This is a genomic window from Microvirga sp. HBU67558 (assembly GCF_018069605.1).
In the GTDB taxonomy this organism is placed as follows: Bacteria; Pseudomonadota; Alphaproteobacteria; order Rhizobiales; family Beijerinckiaceae; genus Microvirga; species Microvirga terrae.
Genome location: NZ_JAGPUP010000519.1, coordinates 26,005 through 44,927, shown reverse-complemented (window position 1 = coordinate 44,927; position 18,923 = coordinate 26,005). Strand labels below are relative to the sequence as shown.

The 18,923-nt window shown below is 69.6% G+C and carries 21 protein-coding genes, 2 tRNA genes and 1 pseudogene; 9 read left to right on the top strand and 15 right to left on the bottom strand.

The window, feature by feature from the left end; genetic code table 11:
* Positions 1–79: 79 nt before the first annotated feature.
* The 7 genes and pseudogenes from KBI52_RS15375 to hemC all read right to left on the bottom strand — a co-directional run bounded on the left by KBI52_RS15375 (position 80) and on the right by hemC (position 5,621).
* A tRNA-Ala gene (locus tag KBI52_RS15375) sits at positions 80–155 on the bottom strand.
* A gap of 135 nt (positions 156–290) precedes the next feature.
* Positions 291–366: transfer RNA gene (locus KBI52_RS15370), tRNA-Thr, on the bottom strand.
* 80 nt (positions 367–446) lie between these two features.
* Positions 447–2,045 carry a heme biosynthesis protein HemY gene (locus tag KBI52_RS15365; RefSeq protein WP_210808548.1) on the bottom strand — a complete coding sequence of 533 codons (1,599 nt, stop codon included), beginning with the start codon at positions 2,043–2,045 and terminating at the stop codon, positions 447–449.
* Positions 2,046–2,060: 15 nt separating this feature from the next.
* Positions 2,061–2,321, bottom strand: a complete 261-nt coding sequence (locus KBI52_RS32960; RefSeq protein WP_247654416.1) for a mitofilin family membrane protein — start codon at positions 2,319–2,321, stop codon at positions 2,061–2,063.
* Positions 2,322–3,091: 770 nt separating this feature from the next.
* Positions 3,092–3,136, bottom strand: a pseudogene (locus KBI52_RS34160) (hypothetical protein); the annotation flags it as partial.
* A gap of 836 nt (positions 3,137–3,972) precedes the next feature.
* Positions 3,973–4,680: a uroporphyrinogen-III synthase gene (locus KBI52_RS15355; protein WP_210808544.1), complete on the bottom strand. Its 708-nt coding sequence runs from the start codon at positions 4,678–4,680 to the stop codon at positions 3,973–3,975.
* On the bottom strand, positions 4,680–5,621 hold the full coding sequence (gene hemC, locus KBI52_RS15350) for a hydroxymethylbilane synthase (RefSeq protein ID WP_173949046.1): 942 nt from the start codon (positions 5,619–5,621) through the stop codon (positions 4,680–4,682). The genes KBI52_RS15355 and hemC overlap by 1 nt, the downstream gene beginning before the upstream one ends.
* A gap of 119 nt (positions 5,622–5,740) precedes the next feature.
* Here hemC and tsaD point away from each other — a divergent pair, with 119 nt between their 5' ends.
* The 3 genes from tsaD to KBI52_RS15335 are packed head-to-tail and all read left to right on the top strand — an operon-like array spanning position 5,741 to position 8,219.
* Entirely contained in the window at positions 5,741–6,796 is a 1,056-nt protein-coding gene (gene tsaD / locus KBI52_RS15345) for a tRNA (adenosine(37)-N6)-threonylcarbamoyltransferase complex transferase subunit TsaD (RefSeq protein WP_210808542.1), read from the top strand.
* 1 nt (position 6,797) lies between these two features.
* The gene (locus tag KBI52_RS15340; protein WP_210808540.1) at positions 6,798–7,793 is read left to right on the top strand and encodes an NAD(P)H-dependent glycerol-3-phosphate dehydrogenase; all 996 of its coding nucleotides are present in this window, start codon (positions 6,798–6,800) and stop codon (positions 7,791–7,793) included.
* Between the two features lie 12 nt (positions 7,794–7,805).
* A complete protein-coding gene (locus KBI52_RS15335; protein WP_173949049.1) occupies positions 7,806–8,219 on the top strand; it encodes an EVE domain-containing protein in 414 nt (137 codons plus the stop codon).
* A gap of 183 nt (positions 8,220–8,402) precedes the next feature.
* Here KBI52_RS15335 and KBI52_RS15330 read toward each other — a convergent pair whose 3' ends face one another.
* Together KBI52_RS15330 and KBI52_RS15325 are read right to left on the bottom strand one after the other, a co-directional pair.
* Positions 8,403–8,606: a hypothetical protein gene (locus KBI52_RS15330; protein WP_210808538.1), complete on the bottom strand. Its 204-nt coding sequence runs from the start codon at positions 8,604–8,606 to the stop codon at positions 8,403–8,405.
* 7 nt (positions 8,607–8,613) lie between these two features.
* Positions 8,614–8,844, bottom strand: coding sequence for a hypothetical protein (locus KBI52_RS15325; RefSeq protein ID WP_210808536.1), 231 nt, complete (start codon positions 8,842–8,844; stop codon positions 8,614–8,616).
* Positions 8,845–9,049: 205 nt separating this feature from the next.
* On the opposite strand from KBI52_RS15325, the gene KBI52_RS15320 reads away from it, so the two are divergent.
* From KBI52_RS15320 to KBI52_RS15305, 4 genes are all read left to right on the top strand, one after another.
* A complete protein-coding gene (locus KBI52_RS15320) occupies positions 9,050–9,250 on the top strand; it encodes a hypothetical protein (RefSeq protein WP_173949052.1) in 201 nt (66 codons plus the stop codon).
* A 421-nt stretch (positions 9,251–9,671) separates the two neighbouring features.
* Complete coding sequence (gene acs, locus KBI52_RS15315; RefSeq protein WP_210808554.1) at positions 9,672–11,630, top strand: acetate--CoA ligase; 1,959 nt, start codon at positions 9,672–9,674, stop codon at positions 11,628–11,630.
* Between the two features lie 177 nt (positions 11,631–11,807).
* On the top strand, positions 11,808–12,071 hold the full coding sequence (locus tag KBI52_RS15310; RefSeq protein WP_247654414.1) for a DUF6356 family protein: 264 nt from the start codon (positions 11,808–11,810) through the stop codon (positions 12,069–12,071).
* Positions 12,072–12,166: 95 nt separating this feature from the next.
* Positions 12,167–12,673, top strand: coding sequence for a L,D-transpeptidase (locus KBI52_RS15305; RefSeq protein ID WP_173949056.1), 507 nt, complete (start codon positions 12,167–12,169; stop codon positions 12,671–12,673).
* 123 nt (positions 12,674–12,796) lie between these two features.
* On the opposite strand, the gene KBI52_RS15300 is transcribed toward KBI52_RS15305, so the two are convergent.
* The 6 genes from KBI52_RS15300 to KBI52_RS15275 form a co-directional block, all read right to left on the bottom strand.
* Positions 12,797–14,110, bottom strand: coding sequence for a class I SAM-dependent methyltransferase (locus KBI52_RS15300; protein ID WP_173949057.1), 1,314 nt, complete (start codon positions 14,108–14,110; stop codon positions 12,797–12,799).
* 85 nt (positions 14,111–14,195) lie between these two features.
* Positions 14,196–15,074 (bottom strand): sigma-70 family RNA polymerase sigma factor, encoded by an 879-nt coding sequence (locus tag KBI52_RS15295; protein WP_173949058.1) that lies wholly within the window; start codon positions 15,072–15,074, stop codon positions 14,196–14,198.
* On the bottom strand, positions 15,061–15,522 hold the full coding sequence (locus KBI52_RS15290; protein ID WP_210808534.1) for a carboxymuconolactone decarboxylase family protein: 462 nt from the start codon (positions 15,520–15,522) through the stop codon (positions 15,061–15,063). The genes KBI52_RS15295 and KBI52_RS15290 overlap by 14 nt, the downstream gene beginning before the upstream one ends.
* Before the next feature lie 107 nt (positions 15,523–15,629).
* A complete protein-coding gene (locus KBI52_RS15285; RefSeq protein WP_210808532.1) occupies positions 15,630–15,929 on the bottom strand; it encodes a CcdB family protein in 300 nt (99 codons plus the stop codon).
* Positions 15,929–16,174, bottom strand: coding sequence for a type II toxin-antitoxin system CcdA family antitoxin (locus tag KBI52_RS15280; protein WP_173949061.1), 246 nt, complete (start codon positions 16,172–16,174; stop codon positions 15,929–15,931). Before KBI52_RS15280 ends, KBI52_RS15285 begins: the two co-directional genes overlap by 1 nt.
* A 104-nt stretch (positions 16,175–16,278) precedes the next feature.
* Positions 16,279–16,509 (bottom strand): DUF1674 domain-containing protein, encoded by a 231-nt coding sequence (locus KBI52_RS15275; protein WP_210808530.1) that lies wholly within the window; start codon positions 16,507–16,509, stop codon positions 16,279–16,281.
* 104 nt (positions 16,510–16,613) lie between these two features.
* Between KBI52_RS15275 and htpX the strand changes: the two genes are divergently transcribed.
* Positions 16,614–17,561, top strand: coding sequence for a zinc metalloprotease HtpX (htpX, locus tag KBI52_RS15270; protein WP_210808528.1), 948 nt, complete (start codon positions 16,614–16,616; stop codon positions 17,559–17,561).
* Positions 17,552–18,895 carry an RsmB/NOP family class I SAM-dependent RNA methyltransferase gene (locus tag KBI52_RS15265; RefSeq protein WP_210808526.1) on the top strand — a complete coding sequence of 448 codons (1,344 nt, stop codon included), beginning with the start codon at positions 17,552–17,554 and terminating at the stop codon, positions 18,893–18,895. The genes htpX and KBI52_RS15265 overlap by 10 nt, the downstream gene beginning before the upstream one ends.
* Positions 18,896–18,923 lie beyond the last annotated feature (28 nt).

Sequence of the window (18,923 nt, the reverse complement as noted above, 5' to 3'; positions counted from 1 at the left end):
TCGAACCCTCGACCCCAACCTTGGCAAGGTTGTGCTCTACCCCTGAGCTACACCCGCACGCTCCGTTTTCAGATCAGATTGGTGGAGCCGAGCGGGATCGAACCGCTGACCTCGTGAATGCCATTCACGCGCTCTCCCAACTGAGCTACGACCCCAGTCTGATCTGCACTGGCCTTTCGACCAATCCTTCTCTCCTCACCGTGGCGACCTGATGGGCACCGGGCGAGGTGGCAGGTCTTTAAGACCTTGCCGGACCAACCGTCAACCCCTTGGTTTTCAGGGAGAATGGATGGTGCCGCAAGAGGGATTCGAACCCCCGACCCCCTCATTACGAATGAGGTGCTCTACCAGCTGAGCTATTGCGGCATCGCAAGGTTGCGATCCGAGAGGCCGCCCTCTTACCCCCTCCCCTGCTGGTTGGCAAGGGAGGGAAAGGTCGGAATGGCTCACCAGACCGAAAAAACGCTGCGACGTGCGGACGCCTGCTCCTTCGGCTTCGGCACGTCGGGCGGCGTGGCCGGGAAGACCACTGGTCCGGACGGTGGGGGCGGCGTGTCCGCCCGCATCTCTTCCTTGAGCGGTTCGGCGATGACGGCCTCGGTCCGAACGTCGTTCTCCGCCGGCGCGGGCCCCGGCGCAGGGACGGGCGAGCTGGAAGGAGGCTGAGAAACGGGCTCTTCGGCAGGCGCCACGGGCAGGGCCCTGACCTCGTCGTCGAGATCCGCCGTCACGTCGTCGTGCAGGGTGAGTTCGGGGGCGATCAGCACGTCGGGCGGCGCCTGCCAGACGAAGGCGTCGAGGCGGCCGGTCACGGGCGAGATCGGCGCCCAGTGATCGGACACGACCCCGTCGGCGATCCAGGCCGGATCCCGCGGCGCCCGGGTGGCGCGGGCCAGCCATTCGCGCCCCTTGCCCGTGGAGCCGTGCTCGGCCTGCTCCAGGTCGGACATGAGGAGGCAGACCCGCATGGTCGGCCGGTCCCGCAGCAGGGGCTCGAGGGCGTCACGGGCCCGGTCGAACTCGCGGGCCTCAAGGGCCGAACGCGCCACCGCGAGGCGTCCTTCCGGTGCTCCGTTGGAGAGCCGCGAGAGCGTTTCCGCGCGTTTGAGGCGGTCAAGACCCGAATCGCCCGGACGGAGGTTGAGATAGACCTCCGCCAGATCCGGATGCGGCAGGCTGCGCCAAGCGGTCTCGACCACCTTGGCGGCCCGGCGCAGATCCCCTTTCCGCGACAGGAGACGCCCGGCCAGCGCCGCGGCCGGCACGAGGTCGGGCGCGAGCTTCACCGCATCCTGGGCGCTCCTGAGTGCTCCCTCCGGATCCCGGTCGATCCGCTCCAGGGCGTCGGCCGTGAGCAGGACGGCCCGGTGGCGTCTTGCCGTCTTCTTGTCGAGGAGGCCAAGCGAGGTCCGCCGCTCGACGGTTTCGAGCGCCCCGCGCCAGTCCCGTTCGGCGCAGCGCGCTTCGAGCACCGCATCGCTTGCCCAGGCGGCCGCCGGCGCCAGGCGCACGGCCTCGGTGGCGTATTCGTGCGCCGATTCCGCGTCCCCCCGGCGGCGCGCCTCGACGAAGAGGCCGCGCAGGCCGAGGACCCGCGTCTCGTCCTCGTCCATCATTTGCCGGAAAGCGGCTTCGGCGACCTCCCGGTTGCCGGACACCTGGGCGGCCTGCGCCTTGAGCAGGAGCGTCAGGGGCTCCTTGCCCAGCAGGCGCTCGGCCTCGTTGGCGTAGCGGCGGGCCGCGATGGTGTCGCCGGCGCCGACCGCCACCATCCCTCGCGAAACGGCCTGATAGCCACGGGAGCGGCGGCGCGCCCGCGACGCGAAGGTCAGGCGGGTCGGCAGCTGGATGAGGCCGGTGACCAGGGACCAGAGCAGCGCCAGGGCCAGGGCGAGGCCGGCCAGGGCGATCGCAGCCACCGCCACCGACATCTGGATTTCATAGCCGCCGAAGGTGATCAGGACCGTGCCCGGCCGGTCGGCCAGCCAGACCGCGCCGAAGGCCGCGACGCAGAGAAGTCCGATGAAAACGAGAGCGCGCCACATGCGGGGCAGATCCTTTTATTGCGTCGTACGGTTGAGGGTGGCGAGGGCGTCGGAGCTGATCGCCTGCGCGGCCTGGCGCGCCTCGGCGACCGCCTTGACCTGCCGGCCCCAGTCCTCGGAGAGCCGCCGCGACGGCTCGGGCAGGGCCTCCCAGGAGGCGGCGGCCTCCGCCACGTCGCCGTGCTCCAGAGCTTGCCGGATGCGGGCGACGAGGCCCGGAACGCCCGCGGAGCCCGGGTCGTTCACGGGCCTGACCGTTACCACCCGGTCGGCCATGCGCAGCAACCGGTCGGTCCAGCCCTCGGCCGGGCCGCGGTTCTCGCGCAGGATCGCCGTCTCGACCGGCTCGAAGCTGCGGGTGAGCGTCTCCGCGGTCGGTGCCCCCTGCTGGGCGAAGGGCTCCAGGGGCGCCACGCGGCTCGCGTCGGCTCCGGCCTTCCTGACGCTGTCGAGCACGTCCGCATAGGGCGTCCCGCTCGTCAGCGCGTCGTTCAGGCGCCCGGCGAGCACGACCTTGGTCCCGGATTGGCCGGCCGCCTCCGCGGTGCGGGCGTTCTGCGCCGCCTGCTGGGACAGGGCCGCAAGACGCTGCTCCTGTTCGGCGAACCGCCGGTCGGTGTCCGTGAAGCGGCGATCCGTCTCGGAGAAACGCCTCTCGGCCTCGCCGAACCGACGGTCCTGGTCGGCGAGGCGCCGGTCCAGGTCCGCGATGCGGCGGTCGAGCTCCTGCGTGGCGGTCGCGGCCTTGGTCGCGGCATCGGTCGCCGCCTGGGCGTTCGCCCGGACCTGCTCGTCGAGGGCCGACAGGCGGTTCCCCAGATCGGCAAGCGCGGCCTCGTTCTGCGGCGCCGGCTGCGGAGCCTCGGGCGCGGGGCGGTTCAAGGCCTCCTGCGCCTGGCTCGCCGCCTGCTGGGCCGTGTCCTGAATGGCCTGGAGCCGCTGATCCAGATCGCCTCGGGCGGTTTCGAGCGCCTGAAGGCGGCCCTCCAGCGCCTGCGTGGCGGCCTGGGGCTGTCCGGACGGGGCCGGCTGCTGCCGCAGGGCGTTCACCCGCTGCTCCAGTTGCGCGAGCCGCGGGTCGTCCTGAGCGGGAGAGCCCTGCCAGGCCTGCAATCCGTAGAGGAGGCCCGCTCCGATCAGGCCGCCGAGCAGCCCCGAACCGAGGAGAGCGCCGGCGGAGCTGCGCCGCTCCGGAGCAGCCTGGGGAGGAGGCACGGCATCGTCCTGCCCCCGCGCCGCGGAAGATTCCTGGGGCGTGGGAGATTCCTGACTGGGAGATTCCTGGAAGGAGCTTTCAGACAACCTGGTATCCGGCTTCCAGGGCTCCTCGACGGAGGCTCCGGCGGGGAGCGTATCGGTGCCGGCTCCCGAATCGAGCGTGGCCTCCGGCGAGGCCACCACATCCTCGGCCGGAGGCGTGCTGCCGCTCGGGATGGTGTCGTCGAGAATCACCTCCGGGGCCGCGCCTGCGGCAATCGTCGTCTCGGAGGCTCCCTCCCCGACGGGGGTCTCCGCGGCGGGGGATTCCGGGACAAGGGTGCCGGGACCAAGGGTCTCGGGACCAAGAGTGTCTGGTCCGAGAGTGTCCGGCCCGACCGTATCCCGGGCGGCACCGGCATGGGCTATGCCGTCGTCGATCACGGTCGCCTTCAGGTCGAGGGTCGCCGGCTCGCGCGAAGGCTTCTTGCGGGACGATTTCGGACGTCGGGGATCAGATGAATCGGTCACGGGTCACTCTTGCATGGGTCTTGCAGGGGTCGCTTCAGGCGCGAGATCTTCGAATGGTCAGTATGAAAGGCAATTGAGGCAAGCTTGGGCGGAGCGTTTCGTTCCCTCGTTTGGTCCTCCTGGCGGTACGATCCTCGAAAACGGGCGGGCCCATCGGACCACGATCCTCCTCGTATGGCAAAGCTTCCCAACGGCAGCATCACCGGCGATGCGGCGGAGGCGGACCGAGGAGACCGAGAAGCGCGTCCTCGGACGGGTCCCCGGCCACGCGTGTCGCCGCGCCGGCGGCCGCGAGGGGCGCGGCCACGTCGGCCGACAGGCAGAGATGGGAAACGGCCCGGAGGTTCGAAGCCAGTCCCGCCTCCTCGGCCAGCCGGACGACGAGATCCGCGCTCCGCCGTGAATAATGGAGCGCGGCGCCGATTTGGCCAGTGCGCAGGGCCGCGGCGGCGGCTTCGGGCAGCGTCTCGACCGCCTTCGCCTCGTAGGCCTCCCAGGACAGGACGCGAAATCCGCCCGCGTGGAGCGAGGCGGCCGGCTCGTCCTTGTGGTGGCGGCCGGTCACGTGGAGCAGAACGAGGCCCGGCGGCAGGGTTTCGCGAATCAGCCGCGCCAGCGACACCGCGTCCCCGTCCGCCACGGACACGCGGGCGAAGCCCTGAGCCCGCACCGCATCGGCCGTGCGCGCCCCGACGGCGAAGACGGGCCTGTCCCGGTCGAGGCCCGTCAGGGCATCGGCCGCGTGGGCGCTGGTCACGATGAGCCCGTCCCAGAGCGCGTCCGGCTCGGGGTCGCCGGTCGGGATGATCCGGGTAACGGGGGCGAGGCAGGCTGCATGGCCCAGGGCGGCGAGCTTCTCCGCCGTGCGCCCGGCATCCTCGGGCGATCGGGTGACGAGGACCTGCATCAGGCTTTCAGGAAATCGGCCGGCATGCGGGCGCGCAGCTCCGCCCCGGCCTCGCGCCCGAGGGCCGCCGCATCCTCCGGCGCGCCGCGGCGCACGGCCTCCAGGCTCTCCGAGCCGTCGGGACGCAGCACGAGGCCGCGGATCTCGAGTTCGGGCCCGATGAGCCGGGCATGGCCGGCGATCGGGGTGCGGCAGGAGCCGTCGAGGATGGTGAGAAAGGCCCGCTCGGCGGCGAGCGCCTGGCCGGTCGGCCCGTCGAGGATGGGGGCCAGCGCCTGCCGCACCCGCTCGTCCTCGGCCCGGATCGCCACCGCGATGGCCCCCTGCCCCACGGCCGGGAGGAAGTCGTCCGTCTCGAGCACGGTGGTCACGTGGCCGGTGAGCCCGAGCCGGCGCAGGCCCGCCATGGCGAGCAGGGTCGCGTCGACCTCGCCGCGTTCAAGTTTCGCCAACCGCGTCTGCACGTTGCCGCGCAAGAGTGTCACCTGAAGGTCGGGCCGCAGGCGGCGGACCTGAGCCTGCCGCCGCAGCGACGCGGAGCCCACCACGGCGCCGCGCGGCAGATCGTCCAGGCTCCGGAAGCGGTGGCTGATGAAGGCGTCGCGCACGTCCTCGCGCGGCAGGAAGCCCGCGATGGCGATGCCTTCCGGCAGGGCCGTCGGCAGGTCCTTGGCGGAATGGACCGCGAGATCGATGGAGCCCTCGAGGAGCGCGATGTCGAGCTCCTTGGTGAACAGCCCCTTGCCGCCGGCCTCCGACAGGGGCCGGTCCTGGATGGCGTCGCCCGTGGTCTTGATGATCGACAGGGGCAGGTGCTCCACGGTCCAGCCGGCCCCGGTTGAACCATGGGCAGCGACCAGCCTGTCTTGCGTCTCGTGGGCCTGGGCGAGCGCCAGGGGGCTGCCTCGCGTACCGATGACCAGGGTGGGTGAAGAGGCCATTCTGCCTGAGGTCTCCTGTCTTGAACGATCGGGTTTGATTTGATGCGGCGCGGCGGACTATAGGGGGAGGAGCGCCGGGCCGGAAGCCCGGACAACACCGGAATTGAGCAGCCCCGCCCATGCGCATCCTTGGCATCGAGACCACCTGCGACGAGACCGCGGCCGCCGTGGTCGGAATCGGCTTCGACGGACGCGGCGAGATCCTCTCCAACGAGGTGCTGAGCCAGATCGCCGAGCATGCCCGCTACGGCGGCGTCGTGCCGGAGATCGCCGCCCGCGCCCATGTGGAGGTGATCGACCGGCTCGTGGCCCGGGCGCTGAAAAGCGCCAACTGCTCCGTGAAGGACGTCGACGGCATCGCGGTGGCGGCGGGCCCCGGGCTGATCGGCGGCGTGCTCGTGGGGCTGACCACCGCCAAGGCGATCTCGCTCGTGACCCGCAAGCCCCTGATGGCGGTGAACCACCTGGAGGCCCACGCGCTCACCGCGCGGCTCACCGACGGCATCGGCTTCCCCTACCTGCTGCTGCTCGCCTCCGGGGGCCACACCCAGCTCGTGGCGGTGCGCGGCGTCGGCGACTACGTGCGCCTCGGCACCACCATCGACGACGCCATCGGCGAGGCCTTCGACAAGGTCGCCAAGATGCTGGGCCTGCCCTATCCGGGCGGCCCGCACGTGGAGCAGGAGGCCCTGAAGGGCAATCCGGAGCGCTTCTCGTTCCCGCGCCCCATGCAGGGCCGGGCGGAACCCAATTTCTCCCTGTCGGGGCTCAAGACCGCCGTGCGCATCGAGGCGGAGAGGATCGCCCCGCTCACCGCCAGCGACATCGCCGATCTCTGCGCCGGCTTCCAGGCCGCCATCGTGGACGTGGTGGTCGACCGCACCCGCGTGGGCCTGCGCGCCTTCCGGGACATCGCCGGCCACCCGACCGCCCTCGTGGTGGCGGGCGGCGTCGCGGCCAACCAGGGCATGCGCCAGGGCCTGCAGCGGCTCGCCGTGGAGGCCGGACTCAAGCTCGTCGCCCCGCCGCTGGCCCTGTGCGGCGACAACGGCGCCATGATCGCCTGGGCCGGCCTGGAGCGCATGCGGCTCGGCCTCATCGACGACATCGCGGCCCCGGCCCGCGCCCGCTGGCCCCTCGACACGAGCCGCGACGAGGCCGGGGCGAAGGCCTGACATGGCCGGGCAGGCCCCCACCATCGGCATCGCCGGCGCGGGCGCCTGGGGGACGGCGCTCGCCAATGCGGCGGCCAATGCCGGCAACGACGTGGTGCTCTGGATGCGCTCGCCCGAGCACGCGGCGGCCCTGGCGGCGACGCGCGCCAACGAGCGCTTCCTGCCCGGCGTGGCGCTGCACGAGCGCATCCGCCCGACCGCGGCCCTCGCCGATCTGGCCGGCGTCCGGGCCGTTCTCCTCGTCACGCCGGCGCAGACCACGCGCGAGATGAGCGCGGCGCTCGCCGGCGCGCTGCCGCGGGCGACCCCGCTGGTGCTCTGCGCCAAGGGGATCGAGCGCGCGAGCGGATCCTTTCTCTGCGACGTGGTCGAGGAGGTGCGCCCCGGGGCGCCCGTGGGCGTGCTCTCGGGCCCGAGCTTCGCCGACGACGTGGCCCGCGGCCTGCCCACCGCCGTGACGCTCGCCTGCCGGGACGCGGCCCTCGCGCAAGACCTCGCGACCGCCCTGTCCGGCCCGACCCTGCGCGTCTATCACCGGGGCGACGTGCGCGGCGTCGAGATCGGAGGCGCGGCCAAGAACGTGCTCGCCATCGCGTGCGGGGCCGTGGCCGGCCGGGGCCTGGGCGAGAGCGCCAAGGCGGCGCTGATCGCCCGCGGCTTCGCCGAGCTCCTGCGCTTCGCCCGCGCCTATGGCGGCGACCCGGAAACCCTGATGGGGCTGTCGGGCCTGGGCGATCTGGTGCTCACCTGCTCGTCCGCCCATTCCCGCAACTTCGCCTTCGGCCAGCGCCTCGGCCAGGGCATGAGCGTCGCCGAGGCCGCCGGCGGCAAGCTGGTGGAGGGCGCCGCGACCGCGAGCGCCCTCGTGGCGCTGGCGCGGGCAAAGACCATCGATATGCCGATCGCGGAGGCCGTCGAGCAGGTCCTGTCCGGCGCATGGAGTCTCGATCAGGCGGTCGATGCGCTCATGAACCGTCCCGTCAAATCCGAACACTAAGAGTAAGCGTCGATGGCCCATTGGCTCTACAAGTCCGAACCCTCCGTCTGGTCCTGGGACAGCCAGGTCGCCGAGGGGGCGAAAGGCACGCACTGGAACGGGGTGCGCAACCACGTGGCCAAGCAGAACCTGATGGCCATGAAAAAGGGCGAGCAGGGCTTCTTCTACCATTCCAACGAGGGCAAGGCGGTGGTCGGGATCGTCGAGGTGATCCGGGAATACTACCCGGACCACACGGACGAGACGGGCCGGTTCGGCATGGTCGACATCAAGGCGGTCAAACCCTTCAAGCGCCCGGTCACCCTCGAGGCGATCAAGAAGGAGCCCGGCCTCGACACGATGATCCTGGTCAACAATTCCCGCCTCTCGGTGCAGCCGGTCACCGACGAGGAATGGGCGATCATCTGCCGGATGGGCGGCGTGTGAGGGGCTGCCTGTCGTCCTCTCCCGTCATGGCCGGGCCTGTCCCGGCCATCCCGATATTGAAAGGCGCGGTGCTTCAAGCAAGCGGGATCACCGGCACAAGGCCGGTGATGACGGGGCAGGGCGAACGTCCGGTTCGCGCTGCCCTTTCCCGTCATGGCCGGAAGCCCAGGCCAGGGATGCGATCTAGGCTCTCTCTTTGGCCTTCGCGCCCCTGAGGTCGAACGGGTCGTGGGGTGCCATGGAATCGTAGGGGTAGACGGGCTGCGCCAGAAGCGCGCGCGCCAGGGCTATCTGCCTGCGGCAGCGCTGCAAGCGTTGCTGATGCTCCACCCGGAGCGGGCTGGCGCGACGGCTTCCCTGAGCGCAGGTTTCGAAACGTTCTTCCAACTCGAGGTCATTCATCGGGCGTCAGTTGCACGTCCCCGGGCGGCCCGCCTTCATCCCGGTCAAGGGCGCGCGCGCCGATCAGGGAACCGCCCGTGATCCGGTCCACGAGCGGCTGGGTTTGATCCAGCAGCTTCTTGGCCCGCGCTATGGCGTCCCACGACATGCGAAGAAGCGCGGCGTCGTACATGACGGACGGAATTCGATCTTGGGGCAGTCCATCTTGGGAATTGTCGGCCATGACGGCGCTCCTCGGCCCTGCAGGCGGGAGCGCACGTCTCTCTCAGCCACCGGCGCCTACGGATTCGTGACCGGCCGGTGATGACGGATATATGGGGCTCATCGGGCGAAAGTCCAAGCGGGGCGATTCAGATCCAATGATCGGGACGCGTGAACAAAGATGGTCGCCGATCGTTAAGGCTCGTCGGCGGGCACGGGGGTAGGCAGTGCGAGCGTTTCCATTCGATCAGGCCGCGGATTACCGCAGGCGCGCTCACGACGCCCGGGAAATGGCCGCCTGGATCTCGTTGAACGATGCCAGGCGACAGCTTCTGGAATACGCGCAGCACATGGATGCCCTGGCGACGGCCGAGGAGCAAAAGGCCCTCCAGATCGCGCCCATCCAGGTGTCTGGAGCGGAAACGTAGGGTTACAGGCCGACTCTTGTGGCCGAGCTCCGGCCGTGGCGACGTCATCCAGGATGATCCTTCGCCGGACGTGCCACTGCTCCACGAGAGCCTCCAGCTGCCCGAGCAGGTCCTGGGCTTCGATCGTGTCGCGGCCCGTCTCGATCATCCGCTCGATCCGGGCGATCTGCGCGGAGATCCGCAGATCGGCCTCGACGATGCGCTCCTGGATCCTGGCGAAGTCTGTCTGAGGGTCGGGCATGACGCGATCCTACCCCGGATCGCCGGATCAACCTCTGTTGATCACGCAGGCCGGATCGTTTTCGCCCCGTCCGCCAAGGGGCAGCGACCAAAGTCCGATCCCGGCCCCGCTTGCCCGACCCCTCTCTTCTTCCGTAAACCTAGCGCTAATTCCATCGAGGATGCGTTCGGGAGAAGCGCCATGGACGAGAAGATCTACGACGTGCCGGCCGAGTGGACCCACCGCGCCTATCTGGACGACGCGGGCTACCGGGCCAAGTACGAGGCCTCGATCCGGGATCCGGAGGGCTTCTGGGCCGAGGAGGCGAAGCGCATCGACTGGTTCAAGGCGCCGACCCGGATCAAGAACACCAATTTCGGCCCCGACAATGTGGCGATCCGCTGGTTCGAGGACGGGGTCACCAACGTGGCCTATAACTGCGTCGACCGGCACCTCCACACCCGCGGCGACCAGGTCGCGATCATCTGGGAGGGCGACGATCCCTCCGAGTCGAAGAAGATCACCTACCGCGAGCTGCACGCGCAGGTCTGCCGCATGGCCAACATCATGCGCAACCGCGGCGTGGAGAAGGGCGATCGCGTCACGATCTACATGCCGATGATCCCGGAGGCCGCCTACGCGATGCTCGCCTGCGCGCGGCTCGGCGCCATCCATTCCGTGGTGTTCGGCGGCTTCTCGCCCGATTCGCTGGCGAGCCGCATCCAGGACGCCAAGTCCGCCTTCATCGTCACGGCCGACGAGGGCCTGCGCGGCGGCCGCAAGGTGCCGCTCAAGGTGAATGTGGACGCGGCCATCGAGCGCGTCGGCGCGGGCGTGGTCGACCACGTGCTGGTGGTGCGCCGCACGGGCTCGGCGGTCAACATGGTGCCGGGCCGGGACGTGTACTACGACGAGGCGGCCGAACTCGTCTCCGACGAGTGCCCCGTTGAGGAGATGAATGCCGAGGATCCGCTGTTCATCCTCTACACGTCGGGGAGCACCGGAACCCCGAAGGGCGTGCTGCACACCACGGGCGGCTATCTCGTCTATGCGGCGATGACGCACCAATACGTGTTCGACTACCACGACGGCGACATCTACTGGTGCACGGCCGACGTGGGCTGGGTCACGGGCCATTCCTACATCCTGTACGGGCCGCTGGCGAACGGCGCCACCACGCTGATGTTCGAGGGCGTGCCCACCTATCCGACGATCTCCCGGTTCTGGGACGTGATCGACAAGCACCAGGTCAACATCTTCTACACCGCCCCGACCGCGATCCGCTCGCTCATGCAGGCCGGCGAGGAGCCGGTGAAGACGACCTCGCGCAAATCGCTGCGCCTGCTGGGCTCGGTCGGCGAGCCGATCAACCCGGAAGCCTGGGAATGGTACCACCGGGTGGTCGGCGACGGCCGCTGCCCGATCGTCGATACCTGGTGGCAGACCGAGACCGGCGGCATCCTGATCACGCCGCTGCCCGGCGCGACCAAGCTCAAGCCCGGCTCGGCCACCCGGCCCTTCTTCGGCGTGAAGCCGCAGATCGTCGATGCGGACGGCAAGGTTCTGGAGGGCGCCACCGAGGGCAACCTGGTGATCGCCGATTCCTGGCCCGGCCAGATGCGCACGGTCTATGGCGACCACGAGCGCTTCGTGCAAACCTATTTCTCCACCTATCCGGGCAAGTACTTCACGGGTGACGGCTGCCGGCGCGACCAGGACGGCTATTACTGGATCACCGGCCGCGTGGACGACGTGATCAACGTGTCCGGGCACCGCATGGGCACGGCGGAAGTCGAGTCGGCGCTGGTGGCGCACCCGAAGGTGTCCGAGGCCGCCGTGGTGGGCTACCCGCACGACATCAAGGGCCAGGGCATCTACGCCTACGTGACCCTGATGGCCGGCGAGGAGCCGTCCGAGGAGCTGCGCAAGGAGCTCGTCGCCTGGGTGCGCAAGGAAATCGGCCCGATCGCGTCGCCCGACCTGATCCAGTTCGCCCCTGGCCTGCCCAAGACCCGCTCGGGCAAGATCATGCGGCGCATCCTGCGCAAGATCGCCGAGGACGAGTTCGGCGCGCTCGGTGACACCTCGACGCTCGCCGACCCGGCCGTGGTGGACGACCTGATCACCAACCGGCAGAACAAGCGCACGCAGGCCGCGTGAGCCTCGCCGGCATCATGGCCGGGTCATTGGCCCGGCCATGAGTTTGGGCCATGGCTCGTCCGATGTTCGCCGCGTGACGGAGCGCACAGCTTGGCGGCAGCAAGGCCGTTGAGCTCCCTCCGGTCCGGGCGTAGGCTTCTGGCTCGTTCATCCAGGAGCCCGTCCGGAGTCCATGCCATGTCCCTGAAGCGCCTGTTCACCGAACATCCGGACTCCGTCGGCGAAAGCTATTTCGAGCACATGGCCGTCGCGCTCAGCTTCGCCGGCCCCCTGCTCATGGCCGGCCTCGCGGCCCTGGTCCACGCGATCCTGCCCTTCCTGTGCCTCACCACGGCGAGCCGCATTGTGAAGCGGCTGCACGCCCGCATGACGAGCCGCCATCCGCACCCGGGATCGCACGACCCGCGCGAGCGCATGCTGGCCTGGGACCCGGTGATCTGAGCGGGGGGATCTGAGCAGGCTCCGGCGGACCGCGCGGGAACCTTAGCCTTATCTTTCGCGTCTCACCCTCACGGTTTCCCGGGAGGGTTCGAGACATGAGCATCCGCGCCGCCTTCGCCATCGCCGCCCTGGCCGGCCTCACCGTGACGGCCACGGCCGCCTCCGCCCGCGAGGTCGTGCCCTTCGAGGGGCGGGTCTCGCCCGGAACCGTCGTGATCCGGACGGCCGAGCGGAAGCTCTATTACGTGCGCGGCGACGGCACGGCCCTGCGCTACCGGGTGGCGGTGGGCAAGCCCGGCAAGCAATGGTTCGGCGAGGCCCGGATCGACGGCAAATACGTTCGGCCCGCCTGGTCGCCGCCGGACGAGGTCAAGCGCGACAATCCCCGCCTGCCCGACGTGATCCCCGGCGGCGCCCCAAACAACCCCATGGGGGCCAGGGCGCTCACCCTCGACCTCGACGAATACGCCATCCACGGCACCAACCGCCCGGGCTCCATCGGCACCTACGCGTCCTATGGCTGCATCCGCATGCTCAACGAGGACATCGTCGATCTCTACGACCAGGTGAGCGTCGGCACCCGGGTGGTGGTGGTGCCGTAGTGACATTCCCGAGCCTCCACGTCATCACCGGCCTTGTGCCGGTGATCCCGGTCGGAAGGGCGCGATGCTCAAGACGATCGGGATGGCCGGGACAAGCCCGGCCATGACGGGAAGGGGGTCCGACTACAGCGGCTGATACAGATCCGCCCGGCTCGACGGCAGGCCCGACGGCCCGCGGGTGCGCTTGGAGGCGAGCGTCTGGTTCACGCCCACGGCCGCGCGTTCGAAGGCGAGCGAGCAGCCGGCGAGATAGAGCAGCCACATGCGGGTCTTCTCCGGCCCGACGAGAGCCTCGGCCTCCTGGCGGCGGGCGGCCAGGCTGTCCCACCACAGGCGCGTGGTGCGCTGGTAATGCTCGCGCCAGGCTTCCACATCGTGCACCTCGAAGCCGTAGCGTTCGAGATTGGCGATCGACATGCCCAGGTGATCGAGCTCTCCGCCGGGGAAGATGTAGCGGGTCAGCGCCTTGTATTCGGGCTTGAGCTTTTGGAACGCCTTGTCGCTGCGCTTGGCGCGCCGGGCGATGGTGTGATGCAGATAGAGCCCGCGCGGGCGCAGCAGCCGATGCACGGCGCTGAAATAGCCGGGATAGTTGGCGATCCCCACCTGCTCGAACATGCCGATGGAGGAAATCTTGTCGAACTCACCCTCGATCTGCGTGAAATCCTGCAGCAGAACCTCGACCCGGTCCTGCAGGCCGAGCCGGGCGATCTTCTCCCTGGCCAGCGCCGCCTGCTCCTCGGCGAGCGTCACGCCGGTGGCCTTGACGCCGTAATGCTGCGCCGCGTGGCAGATGAGGGCGCCCCAGCCGCAGCCGATGTCGAGCAGGCGCTCGCCGGGTCTGAGCCGCAGCTTGCGGCAGATCATGTCGAGCTTGTCCCGCTGCGCGCGGGCGAGGTCGTCGTGCCAGTCCGGCTGGAAATACGCGCAGGTATAGACCATCTCCGGGTCGAGGAAGAGCCGGTAGAACGCGTTCGACACGTCGTAATGGTAGGCAACGTTGCGCTTGTTGGTCTGAGGCTTGCCGTCACGGGCATCCGGCTTGTCTTCGACACGGTCGAGCGGGCGCGGCATGTCGGCGGGCGCGCGCAGGAAGTGATAGGCGACCTTCAGAGCCTTCAGCTTGCTCACGGCCTTCAGGCGCCGTCCCACCTTCTGCGGGCGCTGGGCGGCGAGGTCGAAGATCGTGCCGTTCTTGAGGTCGAGGAGCCCGGCCACATAGGCGTTGAGCGCCGTGTCGAGATTGGGCCGGCGCATCAGGGCCGCCACCACGCTCTCGCGCCGGATGACGAGCCGCATGGCGTAGGACGGCAGGTCGGCGGGAATCGTGGAGCCGTCCCACAATTCGAACCCGAACGGGAGGTCGAGCGCGCGGTGCGCGTCGCCCAACAGATCCCGGAACATCCCCAATCGCGCCGTCTCGCCCGCCCCAGCCATGAGCCTTCCCCTTTGGCCGGCAGGGTAGCGGGAGGGCGGCGTGCGGACAACCGGGGCTTTCGCCGGGCCCGCATGCCCTCGAGGTTCAGCTCGCCAGGCCGGACAGGTGTCCTAGCTTTTCCGGGTTTCGCACGATGTAGACCCCGACGATACGGCCGTCCTCGATGTCGAGGGTCGTGGTCTGGACCAGGCCGTCCGGCTCGAGGGTGACGATGCCGGGCAATCCGTTGATCAGCCCCCTGTAGAGGATCGGCGGCCGTCCGCCCCCGGTCTTGCGCGCGATGCCCAGGAACAGACCCGCCACCCGGCGCAGGCCGAAGAGCGGGTTGAGGGCCGCATTGCGGATGCCGCCGCCATCCGTATAGGCCACCACGTTCTCCGCCAGGAGGGTGCGCAGCGCGGTCACGTCGCCGCTGCGCGAGGCGGCGAAGAACGCATCGGTCATGCGCTCGCCCTCCTCCCGGTCGATGGCGTAGCGCGGCCGGTCGGCGCGCACGTTCTTGCGCGCCCGTGCGGCGAGCTGGCGGCAGGCCGCGGGATCCCGGTCGAGGGTGGCGGAGACCTCGTCGAAGCCGAGCCCGAACACGTCGTGCAGGAGGAAGGCCGCGCGCTCCAGGGGCGAAAGCCGCTCCAGGGCCATCATGAGAGTGAGCGACAGATCCTCGCTCATGGCGTCCTCCTGGTCCTGGTCCAGGACCGGCTCGGGCAGCCAGGGCCCGATATAGGTCTCGCGCTTCACCCGGGCCGACTTGAGGATGTCGAGGCACAGGCGCGTCACCGTCTTCGACAGGAAGGCCCCGGGCTCGCGCACGGACGAGCGGTCCGCCTGGTGCCAGCGGATATAGGCCTCCTGCACCACGTCCTCGGCTTCCGCGATCGAGCCGAGCATGCGGTAGGCGAGACGGACCAGCCCCGGCCTGAGGGGCTGGAACTGATCCGCCGCGGTGCCGTCAGGCGGCCGCACTTTTCGCCTCGACCGGATGGACGGACCGGAACCCGATGGCCAGGCGGTTCCAGGCGTTGATGGCGCCGATCAGCAGGGTCAGGTTGACCTGCTCGGCCGGGGTGAAGTGCCGGCTCAGCTCCGCGTAATCCTCGTCGGGCGCATGGGTCTCGGCCACGAGCGTCAGGGCCTCGGTCCAGGCGAGCGCGGCGCGCTCACGCTCGCTGTAGAGGGGGGATTCGCGCCAGGCGTTCAGAAGGTAGAGCCGCTCCTCGGCCTCGCCGGCCGAGCGGGCATCCTTGGTGTGCATGTGGATGCAGTAGGCGCAGCCGTTGATCTGCGAGGCGCGGGTCTTCACCAGCTCGATCAGGCCGTGCTCCAGGCCGCTGTTCTTGAGGGTCTTTTCCAGCTCGATCATCGGCTTCAGGGCGCCGGGAGCGACGTCGTAGGGGATCAACCGGGCTTTCATCGTCTTGGTCCTTCGTCTGTCGTGTTGCTGACGATGCTAAGACGAGACGATGATGCCCGATGTGACATGGGGCGAGAACTTTTTTCGCTTCCTTTGTCCCGGCGCGGTCAGAAGCCCAGGAACAGAACATCGAGCGCCCGCTTGACGGCGTCCTGGTCGGACGCGATGGAGCCCACGGGGCGCTGCAGCTCGCGGACGGGAACGGAGGCCAGAAGCGGGATCATCACGACGAGATCCTGCCCGTCGAGGCGGACCTGCGGGGTCAGGTCGGTGAGGATCGGAGCTTCGTCGCGCTGGAACAGGGGCGCGACGATGCGGGTGGCGAGTGGGTCCAGGATGTCGGATTGCAGATCGACCACGAGCCGGTTCGACCGGCCGATGCCGGCATAGACGTCGAACTGGCCCATCAGAACTGCCGGAACTGGTCCAAAGGCAGTTCGTCCCGCTCGACCATCCGGTTATAGGCCTCGATGGCATCCCTGTTGTCCGCGAGCCAGCGAGCCTGCCGGGCCTGCGCCACTGAGCGGGCCAATCCGCTTTCGCAGGCCTGGGATACGTTGATGTTGAGAGCCTTCGCCTCGGCCACGAGCTCGACCGGGAGGGTGACGTTGGTCGGGCGGCGGTCCCTGGCGGCTCCAAGGGGCTTGGACATGGCGGCACCTTCGGAAATCACATGCGCATACGATATGTGCATGCACCGCGGGAGTAAAGGCAGGCGCCCGGAACCGCCTCCTTGTGGAGCCGGGAGGAGATGCCTCAAAAATCGCTCGCTAAACCCTTCACTTCCCAATCCTCGTAGCGGACGGGCTCGAGGCCGCCGCGGCCCTGGAGCTCCTTCTGCTTGGCGATCTCGGCCGCGCGGGCGTCGATGTCGAGGCGCCGCTGCGCGGCTTCCTCCAGGGCCCGCCGCGCGGCGGGTGAAAGGGTCTTGCCGGGGGCGGCGCCCTCGATGGGGTCGATCGGGGGAGTATTGTCGTTCGTGATCATGAGGGGCCTTATGCCAGAATCCCGCTCCTCTTGGGAGGGAGCTGGACCGTTCCCACATAGGGGTCAGCGGATGCGATGTCGTTGACCACGAGGTGGAGACCCCGATGAACACCGTCAAGACCGGAATGCTGCTGGCGGGCCTGATGGCCCTGTTCGGCGTCGTCGGCTATTTCCTCGGCGGCGGGACCGGCATGATGATCGCCCTGGGCCTCGGCCTCGCGACCAACCTGTTCGCCTACTGGAACTCGGACCGCCTGGCGCTCGCGGCCCACCACGCGGTCGAGGTGGACGAGCGCACGGCGCCCGAGCTCGTCCACATGGTGCGCGACCTCGCTCAGCGCGCCGGGCTTCCCATGCCGCGGGTCTATCTCGTCGACAACCCGCAGCCCAACGCCTTCGCGACCGGGCGCAACCCGGAGAATGCCGCGGTGGCCGCCACCACCGGGCTCCTGCACATGCTGTCCCGCGACGAGGTGGCGGGCGTGATGGCGCACGAGCTCGCCCATATCAGGAACCGCGACACGCTCATCATGACGGTGAGCGCGACCATCGCGGGCGCCATCGCGACCCTGGCGCAGTTCGGCTTTCTCTTCGGCGGCCGGGGCGACGAGCGGCCGAACCCCATCGTGATGCTCGCCACCGCGCTGCTCGCCCCGATCGCCGCCATGATCATCCAGATGGCGATCAGCCGCTCGCGGGAATACGACGCCGACCGGATGGGCGCGCAGATCTGCGGTCAGCCCCTGGCGCTTGCCTCGGCGCTGGCGCGCATCGCGGGCGGCGTAGCGCACATTCCCAACCCGGACGCGGAGCGGCGCCCCGCGACCGCCTCGCTGTTCATCATCAACCCGCTTTCGGGTCAGGGCGTGGACAACCTGTTCTCGACCCATCCCGCGACGGAAAACCGGATTGCGGCCCTGCAGGCTTTGGCCCAGGAGATGGGCGCATCGGCGCAGCCCGGCTTCGTCGCGCAGAGTTCATCGAGCCCCTGGGGATCCCTCGGGGGTTCAAGCACAGGCTCGCCCGGCACCCGCCGGGGGCCATGGGGCTAGATTGCCTTGGGGATAGCATTTTGACTCAATCGGACGAACAGGCGGGCCTCGGACCGCGCCGCCTCGCCTGGCAGGCGGTGACGGAGACCCTGAAGCGGCGCGTGCCGCTCGACGACGTGATGGAGGAGCTTCTCCGTGCAGACAAGCTCTCGCCCCGCGACGAGGCGCTCGCCCGCGCCATCGCGATCGTGACCTTCCGGCGCCTCGGGACGCTCGGCCACGCCCTGCGCGAACGGCTCAACAAGCCGCCCAAGGACGAGCGCCTGATGCATCTTCTCGCCGTCGGGGCCGCGCAGATCCTCTTCCTCGACGTGCCCGACCATGCCGCCGTCGACAGCGCGGTCGAGATCGCCCAGAGCGACCCCAAGCTCCATCACGCGGGCGGCTTCATCAACGCGGTCCTGCGCCGCGTCGCCCGCGAGCGCGAGCAGATCCTCGCCCAGGACGATCCCTGGCTCGACACGCCGACCTGGCTCGAGGAGCGCTGGATCGCGCAATACGGCGAGCCGCTCGCCACCCGGATCGCGCAGGCGCACCGGTCGCTGGCCTCCGTGGACCTGACCGTGAAAGGCGACCCGCAGGCCTGGGCCGAGCGCCTCGGCGGCGTGCTCCTGCCCACCGGCAGCATCCGGCTCAAAGAGCGCACGGCCATCCGCGATCTTCCCGGCTTCGAGGCCGGTGAATGGTGGGTGCAGGATGCCGCCGCCGCCCTGCCGGCCCGTCTGCTCCAGGCCAAGGCCGGCGAGCGCGTCGCCGATCTCTGCGCGGCACCCGGAGGCAAGACCGCGCAATTGGCCGCCGCCGGGGCCGAGGTGCTGGCGGTCGACCGTTCGGCCAAGCGCCTTCAGCGCCTCGAGGAGAACCTCGCCCGCCTGCATCTGACGGTGGACACCCGGGCCATCGACGCGGAAAAGCTCACGGCGGGCCCCTTCGACGCCATCCTGCTCGATGCCCCCTGCTCGGCCACCGGCACCATCCGGCGCCACCCGGACGTGGCCTGGACCAAGAGCGAGGAGGACATCCGCAAGCTCGCGGGGCTCCAGAGCCGCCTGCTCGACAAGGCGGCGGCGCTCCTGAAGCCCGGCGGTCGGCTGGTCTACTGCACCTGCTCGCTCGAAGCCGAGGAAGGCGAGCGGCAGGCGGAGGGCTTTCTGGCCCGCCACCCGGACTTCGCCCGCAACCCCGTCGCGCCGGACGAGATCGGGGGCCTGACCGAATGCCTCACGCCCGCGGGCGACCTGCGCACCCTGCCGAGCCAGCTGGCCCTGTCCGAGCACGACCGCAGCGGCCTCGACGGCTTCTTTGTCGCACGGTTTGTGCACAGGGGTTCGTGAACAGGGTGAACGATCTCTTACCGGTTGT

Coding starts and splice junctions, on each gene's coding strand:
- KBI52_RS15365 (WP_210808548.1), bottom strand. CDS start 2,045: ATGTGGCGCGCTCTCGTTTTCATCGGACTTCTCTGCGTCGCGGCCTTC.
- KBI52_RS32960 (WP_247654416.1), bottom strand. CDS start 2,321: ATGGCCGACCGGGTGGTAACGGTCAGGCCCGTGAACGACCCGGGCTCC.
- KBI52_RS15355 (WP_210808544.1), bottom strand. CDS start 4,680: ATGCAGGTCCTCGTCACCCGATCGCCCGAGGATGCCGGGCGCACGGCG.
- hemC (WP_173949046.1), bottom strand. CDS start 5,621: ATGGCCTCTTCACCCACCCTGGTCATCGGTACGCGAGGCAGCCCCCTG.
- tsaD (WP_210808542.1), top strand. CDS start 5,741: ATGCGCATCCTTGGCATCGAGACCACCTGCGACGAGACCGCGGCCGCC.
- KBI52_RS15340 (WP_210808540.1), top strand. CDS start 6,798: ATGGCCGGGCAGGCCCCCACCATCGGCATCGCCGGCGCGGGCGCCTGG.
- KBI52_RS15335 (WP_173949049.1), top strand. CDS start 7,806: ATGGCCCATTGGCTCTACAAGTCCGAACCCTCCGTCTGGTCCTGGGAC.
- KBI52_RS15325 (WP_210808536.1), bottom strand. CDS start 8,844: ATGGCCGACAATTCCCAAGATGGACTGCCCCAAGATCGAATTCCGTCC.
- acs (WP_210808554.1), top strand. CDS start 9,672: ATGGACGAGAAGATCTACGACGTGCCGGCCGAGTGGACCCACCGCGCC.
- KBI52_RS15310 (WP_247654414.1), top strand. CDS start 11,808: ATGTCCCTGAAGCGCCTGTTCACCGAACATCCGGACTCCGTCGGCGAA.
- KBI52_RS15305 (WP_173949056.1), top strand. CDS start 12,167: ATGAGCATCCGCGCCGCCTTCGCCATCGCCGCCCTGGCCGGCCTCACC.
- KBI52_RS15300 (WP_173949057.1), bottom strand. CDS start 14,110: ATGGCTGGGGCGGGCGAGACGGCGCGATTGGGGATGTTCCGGGATCTG.
- KBI52_RS15290 (WP_210808534.1), bottom strand. CDS start 15,522: ATGAAAGCCCGGTTGATCCCCTACGACGTCGCTCCCGGCGCCCTGAAG.
- KBI52_RS15285 (WP_210808532.1), bottom strand. CDS start 15,929: ATGGGCCAGTTCGACGTCTATGCCGGCATCGGCCGGTCGAACCGGCTC.
- KBI52_RS15280 (WP_173949061.1), bottom strand. CDS start 16,174: ATGTCCAAGCCCCTTGGAGCCGCCAGGGACCGCCGCCCGACCAACGTC.
- KBI52_RS15275 (WP_210808530.1), bottom strand. CDS start 16,509: ATGATCACGAACGACAATACTCCCCCGATCGACCCCATCGAGGGCGCC.
- htpX (WP_210808528.1), top strand. CDS start 16,614: ATGAACACCGTCAAGACCGGAATGCTGCTGGCGGGCCTGATGGCCCTG.
- KBI52_RS15265 (WP_210808526.1), top strand. CDS start 17,552: ATGGGGCTAGATTGCCTTGGGGATAGCATTTTGACTCAATCGGACGAA.